Genomic DNA, 14262 nt, shown 5'->3' on the forward strand with positions numbered 1-14262 from the left:
TAATGAAGAGCAGAGAGTACAATCTAGCGCCAGAAGAGAAAACGGCCAGGGAACAGATGATGGAACTGATTTTGATTTCCAGCCGTTTTACAAGCAGCATTACGGTTGAAAATGAAGAGAAACATTTTAATGGAAAGAGCATACTGAAGGCGGGAGAGCTGAAAAAGGGAGAGCGTTTTTATGTGGTGGCAGACGGCAGTGACGCTAAGGAGGCGATCGAAGCGCTTGACCGGTTATTTCCGTATGCAGTGAACCAGCCGGGTGTGCAGTCCTGTCCATCGAAAAAGGTGCCGAAACGAAGGTGATAAGAAAGCGTTAAGGAATACGGACGCTTCTTGACAATGACGCTGGGGTTCTTTATAATTTCTTTCATATTACCGCTTTATGCAGAAAGGAATTTACTCATTTCATGGACGACGCCGACAGTGACGCTGAACCTGACACACACCGGGCAAACTCAAATACGACAGTTACATACCGGTTGATAAAAAAGAACATGATAATTAAAATGAAATGTTGACATAGGAGCATAACCTGCGTTTCCCTCGGGAAAGGCGGGCTATGCTTTTTTGCGTAGTGGAAAAGCATTTTATTGGCTGCAAAAGCAGCCGTGCCCTGGTGAAAGAGTCCGTCAAGCCGGACTCTATGTGTCAAAAAAGAAGAAAGAGGAAGGAAAAAATTATGGAAGAACAGAGTATCTCATTGGTTATTATTATTGGATGTATCATTATGTCCGCGTATTTCTCGGCGACGGAGACTGCATTTTCCTCGCTGAACCGGATTCGGATCAAGAATATGGCGGAAAAGGGAAATAAGAGGGCAGGGCAGGTGCTAAAGCTGTCCGAAAACTATGACGGGCTGCTGTCCACGATCCTGATCGGGAATAACATCGTCAACATTGCAAGTGCGTCGCTGGCCACGGTCATATTTGTGAAGCTCCTGGGCGATGAGGCGGGCGCCAGTATATCAACCGTGGTGACGACGATCGTGGTGCTGATCTTCGGTGAGGTTTCCCCGAAGAGTATTGCCAAGGAGTCCCCGGAGCAGTTTGCCATGTTCTCCGCCCCGTTTTTAAATGCGTTTATGGTGCTGCTGACACCCGCTAATTACTTATTCAAACAGTGGAAAAAGCTGCTTTCACTCCTGATCCGGACTTCGGGAGATTCCGGCATTACGGAGGAGGAGCTGCTTGCCATCGTGGAGGAGGCGAAACAGGATGGCGGGATTGATGAACAGGAAGGAAGCCTGATCAAGAGCGCCATTGAATTTACAGAGCTGGAAGCCATGGATATCGCAACCCCGCGTGTCGATGTGACAGGAATTCCCGTCGATGCGGATAGAGAGGAGATAGCGGCGGTGTTTGGCGAGACCGGATATTCCCGTCTCCCCGTCTATAAGGATAAGATCGACGACATTATCGGGATTATTTACCAGAAGGACTTTTATAATCAGGTGTATCGCGGTGTGTGCGGTGTGGAGGCCATTGTCCGACCGGCGCTGTATGTGGCGAAGAGTAAGAAAATCAACGTCCTCCTGAAGGAACTTCAAAAAAATAAGATGCATATTGCGGTGGTAATCGATGAGTTTGGAGGAACCATGGGAATTGTAACTCTGGAAGATATTCTGGAGGAGCTGGTGGGGGAAATCTGGGATGAACACGATGTGGTGGTTCAGGAAATTGAGAAGATATCTGATCAGGAATACCTGGTTTTAGGCAATACCAGCGTGGAAAAGCTGTTTGAGGAGCTGAGTGCTGAGGAAGAGTTTGAATCGTTTACCGTAAGCGGATGGGTGATGGAGCTGGCGGAGCGGATACCGGAAGAAGGGGATGTGCTCTATTATGAAAATATGACCATAACTGTCATGAAGATGAAAGACAGGAGGGTGGAGCAGGTGAGGATCGTGCTGGAGGCGGAGGTCATGGAACCGTGCGCAGCCTCGTTTTAAAACCGCGTACGAAAGTCCCGCTCCAGTGTCCTGCACAAAGCCCTTGCAAAAAACAGATAGAAAACTCTCTGCCCTCGTGCTATAATGAAAATAATAAAATTTGAACGAACCAAAAACGAGGTGCAGCCTATGCCAACGATCAAAGATATTGCCGCCAAAGCAGGGGTATCCCACGGCACAGTTTCCAATGTGTTAAACAAGAGGGGGAACGTCAGCGCCGAAAAAATCCAGCTGGTGGAGCGGATTGCCAAAGAGATGGGATATAAAATGAATGTCCAGGCCCAGCAGCTGCGGGCCGGTACGGCACGGAGAGTCTGCGTCATTGTGCCTAAGATCAGCTTAAAATGCTACAACGATTTATATAACGGGCTGGAACAGTACCTGCGGGAGTACGACATCAGCATAGAACTCATATCCACCAATAACCTGGAGTGCGACGAGGAAAAAGCGGTAAAGAAGGCTCTCTCCTTAAATCCCATGGCGGTGGTGGTGGTCAGCTCGCTTCTTAAGAACAGGGGATTATACACTTCAGATACCAGGTTTTTCTTTGCCGAAAGAAAGGTAAAGGGAATGCCGGACGCGTCTGTCTACGTATCCTTTGGATTTGAGCAGGCGGGACGGGATATCGCGGTTAAGTGTATCGAGGATGGCCATCAGAATGTGGCTTTGCTCTGTGAGAACAGCATCTATTCCAACAATAAAAGCTTTATTAATGGTGTGGTGGATGTGCTGGAGGACGATAATTGCTCCAGCAAAATATTTCCCAGCGACGACAGCATGTGGTTTAACAAGGCCTTTGATATCCTGGGATCGAAAGAGGATTTTGACGCGGTGATTGCCATGAGCCAGGAGGACGCCGATTATTTGAGGGTGGCCCATCAGTATAATCCGGATAAGAAAATGCCGGTTATATATGCGCTGACCAGCAAGAGCATCGGAATCGATCCGGCCGTGTGCAGATATGAGCTGAATTATAAGCTGATGGGAAGAAACATAGCGGAGCAGATCGTAAATGCCGGCGGGGAAGATGCGGAGACGGCTCCCGCGCAGAAACAGCAGATTATCATGGAAAATGACGGATTCTACGATAATCCCCTTCCGGCCGCTGTTAAGAAAGACAGCATCTGCTTTTTGACCATCCAGAATCTGACCAGCAAGGCCATCGGCATGCTGCTTCCTTCCTTTACCAGGGAGACCGGAATCAAGGTTAATATGATCGAGGTTTCCTACGATGAGCATTACAAGATGGCGCAGGCCTGCGTGCAGAACAGCCCCTACGATCTGGTCCGCATCGACATGGCGTGGATGACGGAGCTGGGCGATAAGATTTATCAGCCCTTCGACAGCTCCAACTCTTCGGTCAGGTGGCTGCGGCAGCAGATTCTTCCCTCCCTCTCGGAAAACTATTCCATGGTTCATGGTGTCCAGTACGCGTTTCCGTTGGATGCCTGCGTGCAGATGCTGTTCTACCGGAAGGATCTATTCGAGGATGAGCTGATCAAGAGGGAATTTTTCGAAAAATACAAACGGCGTCTGGAGATTCCTAAGACGTTTGAAGAATACAATGAAGTGGCCAGATTTTTTACGAGAAAAGAGAATCCCGATTCCAGGACGAGGTATGGAGCCGTTACCGCTTACGGAAGAACATTCCTGGCGGCGTGCGATTTTCTGCCGCGTTTCCGGGAACTGAAGAAGGATATCTTCGATGCGCGGGGAAATGTAAATATCCTGATCCCCGAGATGAAACAGGCGATCCGCAATTATCTGGATACCTGTAAGTATGCGGGCAGTGATATCTATCAGTGGTGGGGGGAACCCACCCGCCAGTTCTCGGAGGGGAATACGGCGATGCATATCGTGTTTTCCAACTATGCCTCCGAGATGATACACAATCCGGAATCGAAGGTACTGGGGCGAATCGCCTGCGACACCGTTCCGGGCGGGCAGCCATTGTCGGGCGGAGGCTCGGTGGGAATCTCCAGATTCAGCAAAAAGTATGACGCGTGCATGAGCTTCTTAAAGTGGCTGTACCGGAAGGATATCGCGGAGACCATCACGTATCTTGGCGGATACGTCTGCAACCGCCAGATCAGCAGGAATATGGATATCCTGGAACGCTATCCGTGGCTCGAGAATATGGAAAAATCCTTCGAACCCGGCTGGAGGCTTTATAAACATGACAGAAATCCTGATTTCAATGAGTTCCTGTTTGAGGATATCCTGGGTAAGGCGATCCGGTCCATCGCATCGGGAATCGAAGAGATGGATGACGCGCTGGAGAAGGCGCAGGAGGAATGTGATCGGGCATTTAACGAAACAAGCGGGAATTCTCCCATCTCAATAGGCGGAGGGATGAATCGCCAAAAACAAGTTTAGCGGTAGTGGCGGGCGGAGAGAAATCGGTATCCCATATTGACATGAAGTTAAACTGCGCATCGATATAAGATGCAGCCGCACTCTGCGAAATTACGGAGCGTGGATAAAAAGAAATAACCGGCAGCAATGGAAATAAAAAGTTTGGAAGGCGCCGCGCAATAAGTTTTAGGTAAGTAATAGGATACCTGAAATTCGTTGCGCGGTGTTTTTAATGCTTTTATGAGGTAAGGATAGACTTGTGTTAAAAGGTGAAAGCTAAACAGAAATAAAAACTTTTAAAGTCGAATGAGGCGCAGAAAACAAATATATTTATTTGAACGTGCCAAATAAAATGAGCTTTTTGACTGCAAAAAATAAAACAAGACATAATAAAATGCACAAAAAAATGTAAAATCTATGTTATAACTATGTAAAATAAACAAAATAATTTGGAAATACTATTGACACGTTCCAATAAAAGGTGTATAAAATAGATATAGAGACAAGGAGGTACGGAAAATGTACACAAAGAATCAGTCAATCAGAGAACTCATTGATAAGAACCGGATTTTGATTGCGGCTCATCGCGGTACGTGCGGTGGGAACGTGGTGCAGAATACCTGTCTGGCATATAAAAACGCACTGCTTCATGGAGCGGATATGATCGAGGTGGATGCTTCCATGACTACGGACAAAGTATTTTACGCATTCCATAATGGGGAAGAGCCTCTTGAGCTGGGAATTGACCGTGATATCCGAACCATGTCGTCGGAGGAAGTGGAGAAGCTCTTTACGCTGAATTCCTTACGGCAGGTATGCGGACAGAAGCTGGAACATTTAGAAGACGTGCTGGAGCATTTTCGCGGAAAGTGCCTGATCAACATTGACAGGTCCTGGTTTTACTGGAAGGAGATCATCGCCCTTTTAGACCGCATGGATATGAAGGACCAGATTCTCTTAAAGTCCGGTGTAGAGGAGGAGCTCTTAAAGGAACTGGAAGAGAGCGGCACCGGCATCATGTATATGCCGATCATGAAGAGCCCGGAGGAATGGGATATCATTCAGAAGTACGATATCAATGTGGCCGCGGCGGAGCTTATCTTTACCGATCTGGACAGTGAATTCTTAAGCCCGGAATTCATGGGTCGTTTGAAAAAAGCGGGGATCGCTCCCTGGGTGAACGCGATTACCTTAAATGATGAGATCATTCTCTCCGGGCTGTTAGATGATAATAATGCCATTAAGATTGGTTTCGATGAGACATGGGGAAAGCTGATAGACTTGGGATTCGAGATTATCCAAACTGATTGGCCGGCGTTGTTAAAGGGATACATATCAAATAAATCAAATGAAAAGTAGGAGGAGAATTATGAGGAACTTAAAGAAATTTGCGGCACTCGGATTATCTGCAGCTATGGTACTGTCACTGGCAGCCTGCGGATCAGGAACAAAGAATACGACGACGGACACGACAGCCGCCAAGACGGAGGAAGCTGCGAAAACAGAAGCGGCAGGAGATACTGAAGCGGGAGATAAGGCGGCGGCCGGCGGAGACGTGGACAAGAGCCAGAAGCTGATTATTTACACAAACTCCGGTTCCAACGGCAGAGATGCATGGCTGAAGGAGAAGGCGGGAACGGCCGGATATAATGTAGAGGTGGTACAGATTCAGGGCGGCGATCTGGCGAACAGAATTATCGCGGAGAAGAACAATCCGCAGGCAGATATGGTATTTGGACTGAACTCCATTGAGTATGAGAAACTGAAAGCGGAGAGCGTACTGGATCAATGGGAGCCTTCGTGGGCCGGCGACGTGGATATGACACTGGGCGACAAGGACGGATACTATTATCCGATCGTGATCCAGCCGCTTGTCAATATGATGAACGCCGATCTCCAGAATCCGCCAAAGGACTACACCGACCTGGTAAATCCAGAGTGGAAGGATAAATACACCATCTTAAACTTCGGCGGCGGCACCGGTAAGACCATTCTTGCCAGCCTGCTTGTTCGGTACAGAGATGATAATGGGGAGTACGGCATTTCCGATGAAGGATGGGATTTCGTGAAAAGCTGGATTCAGAACGGCCACATGGAAGTACAGGGAGAGGACTACGTAGGAAATGCGATCTCCGGTACAGTTCCGATCACAGAGATGTGGGGAAGCGGCGTTCTTCAGAATCAGACAGAGAGAGATTATAAGTTCCAGATCATGGTTCCGGAAGTTGGCGTTCCATACGTAACCGAGCAGGTGGCCATGATTACAGGTTCCAAGAAGCGCGATCTTGCTGTAGATTTCGCCAACTGGTTCGGTTCCGCTGACGTTCAGGCAGAGTGGATGAAACAGTTCGGCACCATTCCGTGCCAGCCTAAGGCAGTGGAGGAAGCACCGGCCGATATCAAGGAATTTATGGATCAGGTACATCCGCAGGATATGGATTGGGGATTTGTAGCAGCAAACATAGATCAGTGGGTTGAAAAATGTGAGCTTGAGTTCTTACAGTAGGTGACGGACGGCGGTATGGTTTATGAATATAAATGATACCGCCTCTTTGTAAGGAGAGGAAAAGGATGATTGAGTTTAAAAATATTGAGATTAAATACGGGGATTTTGTAGCCATCAAGGATTTGAATTTAACGGTTGGCGATGGGGAGTTCTTTACATTTCTGGGGCCGTCGGGCTGTGGCAAGACAACGACACTGAGGGCTCTCGTGGGCTTCCTCGAACCCAGTGCCGGACAGATACTGATCGATGGAAAGGATGTTACCCACACTCCGGTAGAGAAAAGAAATATCGGGATGGTATTTCAGAGCTACGCCCTGTTTCCGACGATGACCGTCTATGAGAATCTGGCTTTTGGCCTGAAGGTGAAGAAGCTTTCAGCGGCGGAGATCGACCGGAAGGTCAAGGATGTGGCGAAGGTCATCGAGATCAAGTCAGAGCAGCTGGTGAGAAATGTATCCGAATTATCCGGCGGGCAGCAGCAGAGAGTGGCGTTAGCCAGGGCGATCGTTCTGGAACCGAAGATTCTGTGCCTCGACGAGCCGCTTTCCAACCTGGATGCCAAGCTTAGAGTGGGCCTTCGGAGCGAGCTTAAAAAGCTGCAGAAGAACCTGGGGATCACTACCCTATACGTTACCCACGATCAGGAGGAGGCCCTTACCCTGTCCGACCGGATTGCCGTGTTTAACAATGGATTTGTAGAGCAGGTGGATAAGCCTTACAACATCTATAACCATTCCGGGTCGGAATTTGTCTGCGATTTTATCGGTGAGATTAACCGGCTGAACGCTGCTGTCTTAAGCGAGGTGGAGACCCAGACCGGCCATGCGCTGGATGGGAATAAGAGCGGCTATGTGCGTTTGGAGAGAATCAGTTTAAAGGAAATTCCAGGCTATGCGAAGATGCATGGAGTGATCCGGGATTACGATTATAACGGAGTCATGACGAAATACCGCGTTGAAGTCATGGGATGTGAGATCCGCGTGATCCACGTCAATGACGGACAGCCGTTCATGGAAATCGGCCAGGAACTGGATATCTATATGAATCCAGGGATATCATGCAATTTTAAAAGGAGGGAGTTTGTATGAAACAGAGAAGCAAGAGTAAGTCTTTCAGTATACAGACCCTGATTTTAAAGATTGTCATTGTATGGGCCATTGTTGCATTTGTCATCTACCCGAACTTAAACCTGCTGGTCAGTGTCTTCTATAAAAATGGACAGTTTTCCACGGAAGTGTTCGGAAAGGTCTTCGGCTCCGCCAGAGCCATGAAGAGTCTTGTGAACAGCTTCATTCTGGCGTTCACCCTGGTGGTTACGGTCAACATCGTGGGGACGCTCAGCGTTCTTCTGACGGAATACTGGGATATCAAGGGCGCCAGGGTATTAAAACTTGCATATATGAGCTCGCTGATCTACGGCGGAGTCGTGCTGGTATCCGGCTATAAATACGTCTACGGGGCCAACGGACTGCTGACAAAGCTTTTGGTGTCAGTATTTCCGGGCATGAATCCGAACTGGTTTGTGGGATACGGGGCAGTCGTGTTCGTTATGACATTTTCCTGTACACAGAATCATATGATGTTTTTAAAGAATGCGATTCACGGTCTGGATTACCATACCATTGAGGCGGCGAAAAATATGGGGGCGTCCGGAAGCAGAATCTTCTTCCAGATCGTCATGCCGGTGTTAAAGCCTACGTTTTTTGCCATCACCATCCTGACGTTCCTTACCGGACTGGGAGCCATGTCGGCACCTCTGATTGTCGGCGGAGAGAATTTTCAGACCATCAACCCCATGATTATCACATTTGCAAAATCCAGTTTTTCCAGGGAGGTTGCGGCATTTCTTGCGGTTCTTTTAGGAATTGCCACGATGATTCTGCTGGCAGTGTTCAGCAGGATTGAAAAGGGCGGAAACTACATATCCGTGTCGAAGACGAAGGCAAAGCTAAAGAAGCAGAAGATCAGCAATCCGGTATTCAATGTGGCAGCCCATGTGGTCGCTTACGCCATGTTTGCCATCTATGTGATACCGATTATCCTGGTTATCGTATATTCGTTCTGTGATTCACTGACTATTAAGACGGGCAATCTGACTCTGAATTCGTTCACTCTGGCGAATTACCAGAAGCTGTTTACGAGCGCAGAGGCGATCAAGCCGTACATCGTCAGTATTGTATACTCCCTGCTGGCTGCGGTTCTGGCTGTACTGATGGCTGTGATCTGCGCCCGGTTTGTGCGCACGGCAAAGCATAAATACGACGTATTCTTCGAGTGGGGCATGCTGATTCCGTGGCTTCTTCCGGCAACCCTGATCGCGCTGGGACTGACCACGACCTACGGGGAGCGGCAGCCGATCCTGTTTAACTATGTTATGGTAGGAACACTGGTTCTGATGCTCGTGGGCTATACGGTCGTCAAACTGCCGTTCTCTTACCGGATGGTGAAGGCAGCGTTCTTCAGCATTGACAATGACCTGGAAGAAGCGGCGAAATGTATGGGTGCGAGCACGCTCTATACGATGATAAAAGTAATTCTTCCGGTTATTTTCCCGGCGATTATGTCCATTATTATCCTGAATTTCAACGGGATGTTATCGGACTACGATCTTTCGGTATTCCTGTACCATCCGCTGTACCAGCCTCTCGGCATCGTTGTGAAGGCCGCTTCGGATGAGTCGGCATCCATTGATGCCAGGGCCATGGGCTTTGTATACACGGTCGTTCTGATGATTCTCTCTTCTGTCGCACTGTATTTTGGACAGGGAGATGGAATGGAACGTATCAGAAGATGGAAGCAGAGACGGTTTGAGAAGAGAGTGGCGAAGGGATGAGGAAGAGATCAATAGGGTAAGAATATGAGCAGAAGGTAAAAAAAGAAATCAAAAGGCAAAAAAGAGATCATTACAGGGCGCCGCATGAAAGATATCATGCGGTATTCCTGTTTTTCAGGAGGCGGATTAGTTGAATGAATTTATAATGGAACAATGGATTTTTGTAGCCCGGCTCCTCGGGGCGGCTGTCTGCGGCGGGCTGATCGGTTATGAACGGCAGAGCAGGAAGAAGACGGCGGGTGTCAGAACACACGTTATCATTTCGGTTGCGGCCGCGACCATGATGATTATCTCCAAGTATGGCTTCAATGATGTTCTCGGCGAATACGTCCGACTTGACCCATCCCGGGTAGCGGCCGGTATCGTGACAGCCGTCGGATTTATCGGCTCGGGAATTATCTTTTTCCGCAACAACAATGTGAGCGGAATCACCACCTCCGCCGGTATCTGGGCCACGGTGGGAGTAGGCATGGCCATGGGCTGCGGCATGTATGTGCTGGGCGCTGTGTCCACGATTATTGTGATGGTTTCTGAGGTGTTTTTAGGGAGACGGGGATATTTTTCCAGAAAGGCAGGAGAAGAGCGGGAGCTGGAGATCGAGTATAAGGACAGCGACAAAGAAGATATCTTTTCCTATATTAATAAGACCATAGAGGACGCAGGCTGCAAAATGGAGAATATAAAGCTGGCCGACGAGGATTCCCTCTGCGTACTGAGTGCGGTTTTAAAAGCGCCTGATGAGCTGGATGCAGCCCTCCTGGTGGGGGAACTCAAAAAGAAGAAATCAGTGAAACGGGTATCTGTCTGAACAGGTTGTAAAACACAGGGATGAGAGGGGAATACATGGAGACAGTGACAGCGGCAGTGGAGTATCTGGAAGGCATCAATCTGGCTTCCATCACCATGCGGATCGTGATGTCCATGGTCTGCGGCGGTGTAATCGGAATTGAGAGGGGCAAAGCACATCAGCCGGCCGGAATGCGGACGTACATGCTGGTCTGTATGGGCGCGGCCATGGTCATGCTGACCGGACAGTATATGTACTATCATTTCCAGACCGGTGATCCGGCGCGGCTGGGCGCACAGGTGGTCAGCGGAATCGGTTTCCTGGGCGCCGGGAGCATCATTATCTCGGGCAAGACAAAGATTAAGGGGCTGACAACGGCAGCAGGCCTGTGGACTGCTGCGTGTATTGGGCTGAGTATTGGGATTGGTTTCTATGAGGCCGGGATCATTGCCACCCTGGCCGTGTCGCTCATCATGACACAACTGAAGAAGCTGGAGTACCATTTGATTTTTGATGATGTTTGGCTCAGCGTGTATGTGGAACTGGACGATGCGGTCAAAATGACGGATCTTGTCCGGGAATTTTCACCTGCCGGCCTGGTGATCGGCGAGGTGCAGATTGAAAAGAAGAGAAAAGGCTTCCAGAAGGCGGTGATCAGCTTAAAGAATACGGAACATAAGAGCCGGGAGGCGGTGCTTCAGTTTCTGGAAGAGGTGGAAGGGATTCAGTTTGTGAAGTATACGGCTTAAAAAAATTGACTTGTAAAAAAATACTAAAATCTTGGTTGTAGACTATATTGTCTGTAACCAAGATTTTTTTTGATAGAATTTGCAAACTAAAATGTTAAAATGTCAATTTTGTAAAAAATATTGACATTATTCGACGCATATGTGATAATAAAAACGTAAAATATAGCAGAAAGTTACAAAATATTTCAAAAACAATCAAAAACTACAAAAGAGAAAAAAGACCAGGAAAGGAAAAAAACATGGAACAAAAAACTTCTATTATTCCAGCCGGCCGGCTGCAAAAGATAATGGAATACATGAAGGAACATGGCAGCGTTCAAATTAAGGAACTGGCAGACTATCTCGACGTATCCGATGCGACGGTACGCCGGGACCTGGATGACTTAGACACTCAGGGGCTTTTAGTTAGGACTCATGGAGGGGCAGTCAGAAAGAATGATAACACTTCTTCATTTGAATGGCAGCATAATGAGAAGCTGACGATTATGCTGCATGAAAAAAAGCAAATTGCTAAATTGGCGGCGTCCTTTGTGCACGAGGGCGACACTATTCTGTTGGATTCAGGAACGACAACCTATTACCTGGCAAGTGAATTATCCGATATTCCTAATTTGACAGTAATTACTTATGACCTGTTTATTGGAGGAAATTTAGCTCTCCACCCAACATCGACTATGATTGTAACAGGTGGAATTCGTCGTCAGGGGTATAATAATGTGCTTTTGGGAAGTATGGTAGAAGATTACGTTCGTAATATTCGTGTGGACAAGGCTTTTCTGGGAGCAGATGCTATTGATGTGGATTTCGGCATTTCCAATACAAATGTGATGGAGGCCAGTATTAAGCGATTACTGGTTCAGGCTGGAAAGCAGGTGATATTGATTGGTGATCACAGTAAGTTAGGCAGAATGGCGTTAATCAAAGTATGTGATTTGACGGATATTGATGGGGTAATTATTGATAAGGCTATCGATGAAAACAGCCTGCACAGAATGAAGGAAAAAGTAAAAAATGTATATTTGGCATAATGTATATGCCTGAAAAAGAAAGGGGTTTATGATGAATTGGTTAAAAGAAGTATTCAAAACTGAAAAGCCTATTATTGCAATGTGTCATCTTCAGGCGTTGCCGGGAGACAGTGGCTATGACCAGGAAAAGGGAATGGAGTGGGTGATAGAGAAGGCTCGTGAAGATCTGCATGCGCTTCAGGATGGAGGGGTGGATGCAGTCATGTTTTCTAATGAATTCAGCCTTCCTTACCTTACTGATGTAAAGAAAGAAACACTTGCTGCAATGGGACGCGTGATCGGGGAGATAAAATCAGAAATTACAGTTCCTTTTGGGGTAAATGTTTTATGGGATGCCAAGGCGTCTTTGGATCTGGCAGTCGCTACCGGGGCTTGTTTTGTGAGAGAGATTTTTACTGGTGTCTATGCCAGTGATTTTGGATTATGGAATACTAATTGTGGTGAGACGGTGCGCCACCAACATGCGGTTGGCGCACAGAATGTTAAGTTACTGTTTAATATAGTTCCGGAAGCGGCTGTTTACGTGGAGCAGCGCAATATCAGAGAAGTGGCAAAGACAACCGTGTTTAACTGCAGACCGGATGCTTTATGTGTTTCCGGACTGACTGCAGGGGAAAGCACAGATACCCAGATTTTGAGTGAAGTGAAATCGGTAGTGCCGGATACGGTGGTGCTGGCGAATACGGGGTGCAGAATAGAGAATATTACAACTCAGTTATCTGTGGCAGATGGTGCCATTGTAGGAACAACGTTTAAAAAAGATGGAAAATTTGAAAATGGAGTAGATTATAACCGAGTCAAGGCTTTTATGGATCTTGTTAAGGAATTTCGATAAGAAGGGGAAGGTGTATCTTATGAGGAGAAGGTTACAGAAATGTTTTTGTCTTTTATTAAGTCTGTTATTAGTTCTGGGAACTCTCACTGCATGTAGTCAAAGTGCAGAGAAGACAGATAATAATACTGTTACAGGAAATAGCGGAAAAGAAGAAACAGGAAAAGAAGAGGCAGGAATTTATGATGGAATTGAGCCCTTAGAAACAGAGACTGAGCTGAATTTCGGATATTTGACTGGCTCCCATCATGGAATGATTATCTATATGATTGATAAGATGGGGGGGTATGAAAAGGCAGGAATACGAGCCAATATAGAGACATTTGGTAATGGCCCGGTTATGGTAGAGGCGATGGCTTCTGATTCCTGGGACTGCGGAACGATTGGGTTAGGAGGGGTTCTGACAGGTGTTATTAGCCAGGATATGGTCGTGATTGGAGCTGCGGCAAGAGATTACGATTCCCTGCGCATTTTTGCAAAAAATGATTCAGATGTTGTTTCAGCAGGAAATACGCTAAAAGATTTCCCGGATATCTATGGGACGGCAGATACGTGGAAAGGAAAAGAAATTTTGATTCCGACAGGGTCTACACTTCATTATGTTTTATCTACAGGCCTAAGCAAATTCGGCTTGTCTGATACTGACGTAGCAATGACTCATATGGATGTTCCAGGCATCAATACGGCGCTTCGGGCAAATAAAGGGGAGATTGGAGCACTTTGGGGCAGTTTTACATATGCAGATGAAATGAAGGAAAACTACACTGTGGTTATGAGTGCAAATGATCTGGGAATTGAATTGCCTACGGTTATGTGTGCGAATCCCAGGAGTTATGAAGATCCGGCCAAATATAAAGCGATAAAAAAATGGATGGAACTTTATTTTGCCACCGTTGATTGGATTTACAGCAGTGAGGAACATTTTGACAAGGCGGTTGAAATGTTTACGGAAATTAATGAGGAAGCGGGAGCTACAGGCACATTGGAAGAGAACCGGACAGTTCTTGAAAACAATCGCCATTACAGCCTGTCAGATAACGTAAAACTTTTTAATGAAAAAACGGAAGATGGATCGATGTTGTTAATAGAAGCGATGCATAACGACCCATTGTTATTCTATATCAAGAACGGCAGCTATCAGAAAGGTGATGATACCAAATTGTTGGGCGGTTATTTTAAAGCAGATATCATCAATGAAATTGCGGCAATGAAGGAGTAAAGGTGG

Annotated in this window: 12 protein-coding genes; all 12 read left to right on the forward strand. The window is 47.1% G+C overall.

Going from position 1 to position 14262, the window contains the following annotated elements; genetic code table 11:
* Nucleotides 1-2: 2 nt before the first annotated feature.
* The 12 genes from ACLTD4_RS11540 (at nt 3) to ACLTD4_RS11595 (ending at nt 14256) form a co-directional block, all read left to right on the forward strand.
* Nucleotides 3-305, forward strand: coding sequence for an HPr family phosphocarrier protein (locus ACLTD4_RS11540; protein ID WP_117623193.1), 303 nt, complete (start codon nt 3-5; stop codon nt 303-305).
* A gap of 376 nt (nt 306-681) precedes the next feature.
* Nucleotides 682-1947, forward strand: coding sequence for an HlyC/CorC family transporter (locus ACLTD4_RS11545; RefSeq protein ID WP_117623223.1), 1266 nt, complete (start codon nt 682-684; stop codon nt 1945-1947).
* Between the two features lie 129 nt (nt 1948-2076).
* Nucleotides 2077-4323, forward strand: coding sequence for an extracellular solute-binding protein (locus tag ACLTD4_RS11550; protein ID WP_117623194.1), 2247 nt, complete (start codon nt 2077-2079; stop codon nt 4321-4323).
* Between the two features lie 498 nt (nt 4324-4821).
* A complete protein-coding gene (locus ACLTD4_RS11555) occupies nt 4822-5661 on the forward strand; it encodes a glycerophosphodiester phosphodiesterase family protein (RefSeq protein WP_055659305.1) in 840 nt (279 codons plus the stop codon).
* Between the two features lie 10 nt (nt 5662-5671).
* The gene (locus tag ACLTD4_RS11560) at nt 5672-6808 is read left to right on the forward strand and encodes an extracellular solute-binding protein (protein ID WP_117623195.1); all 1137 of its coding nucleotides are present in this window, start codon (nt 5672-5674) and stop codon (nt 6806-6808) included.
* Between the two features lie 65 nt (nt 6809-6873).
* Entirely contained in the window at nt 6874-7896 is a 1023-nt protein-coding gene (locus ACLTD4_RS11565) for an ABC transporter ATP-binding protein (RefSeq protein WP_412331319.1), read from the forward strand.
* Nucleotides 7893-9641, forward strand: a complete 1749-nt coding sequence (locus ACLTD4_RS11570) for an ABC transporter permease (RefSeq protein ID WP_117623196.1) — start codon at nt 7893-7895, stop codon at nt 9639-9641. Before ACLTD4_RS11565 ends, ACLTD4_RS11570 begins: the two co-directional genes overlap by 4 nt.
* A 130-nt stretch (nt 9642-9771) precedes the next feature.
* Nucleotides 9772-10449, forward strand: coding sequence for an MgtC/SapB family protein (locus ACLTD4_RS11575; protein ID WP_002602736.1), 678 nt, complete (start codon nt 9772-9774; stop codon nt 10447-10449).
* 35 nt (nt 10450-10484) lie between these two features.
* Nucleotides 10485-11177 carry an MgtC/SapB family protein gene (locus tag ACLTD4_RS11580; RefSeq protein ID WP_055659300.1) on the forward strand — a complete coding sequence of 231 codons (693 nt, stop codon included), beginning with the start codon at nt 10485-10487 and terminating at the stop codon, nt 11175-11177.
* Nucleotides 11178-11416: 239 nt separating this feature from the next.
* The gene (locus ACLTD4_RS11585) at nt 11417-12205 is read left to right on the forward strand and encodes a DeoR/GlpR family DNA-binding transcription regulator (protein WP_117623198.1); all 789 of its coding nucleotides are present in this window, start codon (nt 11417-11419) and stop codon (nt 12203-12205) included.
* Between the two features lie 28 nt (nt 12206-12233).
* Nucleotides 12234-13040, forward strand: coding sequence for a BtpA/SgcQ family protein (locus ACLTD4_RS11590; protein WP_270467476.1), 807 nt, complete (start codon nt 12234-12236; stop codon nt 13038-13040).
* A gap of 19 nt (nt 13041-13059) precedes the next feature.
* On the forward strand, nt 13060-14256 hold the full coding sequence (locus ACLTD4_RS11595; protein WP_055659296.1) for an ABC transporter substrate-binding protein: 1197 nt from the start codon (nt 13060-13062) through the stop codon (nt 14254-14256).
* Nucleotides 14257-14262 lie beyond the last annotated feature (6 nt).

Source organism: Hungatella sp. (assembly GCF_046966825.1).

What these genes read in the sequence shown, in the direction of transcription:
- ACLTD4_RS11540 (WP_117623193.1), top strand. Translation starts at nt 3, where the DNA reads ATGAAGAGCAGAGAGTACAATCTAGCGCCAGAAGAGAAAACGGCCAGG.
- ACLTD4_RS11545 (WP_117623223.1), top strand. Translation starts at nt 682, where the DNA reads ATGGAAGAACAGAGTATCTCATTGGTTATTATTATTGGATGTATCATT.
- ACLTD4_RS11550 (WP_117623194.1), top strand. Translation starts at nt 2,077, where the DNA reads ATGCCAACGATCAAAGATATTGCCGCCAAAGCAGGGGTATCCCACGGC.
- ACLTD4_RS11555 (WP_055659305.1), top strand. Translation starts at nt 4,822, where the DNA reads ATGTACACAAAGAATCAGTCAATCAGAGAACTCATTGATAAGAACCGG.
- ACLTD4_RS11560 (WP_117623195.1), top strand. Translation starts at nt 5,672, where the DNA reads ATGAGGAACTTAAAGAAATTTGCGGCACTCGGATTATCTGCAGCTATG.
- ACLTD4_RS11565 (WP_412331319.1), top strand. Translation starts at nt 6,874, where the DNA reads ATGATTGAGTTTAAAAATATTGAGATTAAATACGGGGATTTTGTAGCC.
- ACLTD4_RS11570 (WP_117623196.1), top strand. Translation starts at nt 7,893, where the DNA reads ATGAAACAGAGAAGCAAGAGTAAGTCTTTCAGTATACAGACCCTGATT.
- ACLTD4_RS11580 (WP_055659300.1), top strand. Translation starts at nt 10,485, where the DNA reads ATGGAGACAGTGACAGCGGCAGTGGAGTATCTGGAAGGCATCAATCTG.
- ACLTD4_RS11585 (WP_117623198.1), top strand. Translation starts at nt 11,417, where the DNA reads ATGGAACAAAAAACTTCTATTATTCCAGCCGGCCGGCTGCAAAAGATA.
- ACLTD4_RS11590 (WP_270467476.1), top strand. Translation starts at nt 12,234, where the DNA reads ATGATGAATTGGTTAAAAGAAGTATTCAAAACTGAAAAGCCTATTATT.
- ACLTD4_RS11595 (WP_055659296.1), top strand. Translation starts at nt 13,060, where the DNA reads ATGAGGAGAAGGTTACAGAAATGTTTTTGTCTTTTATTAAGTCTGTTA.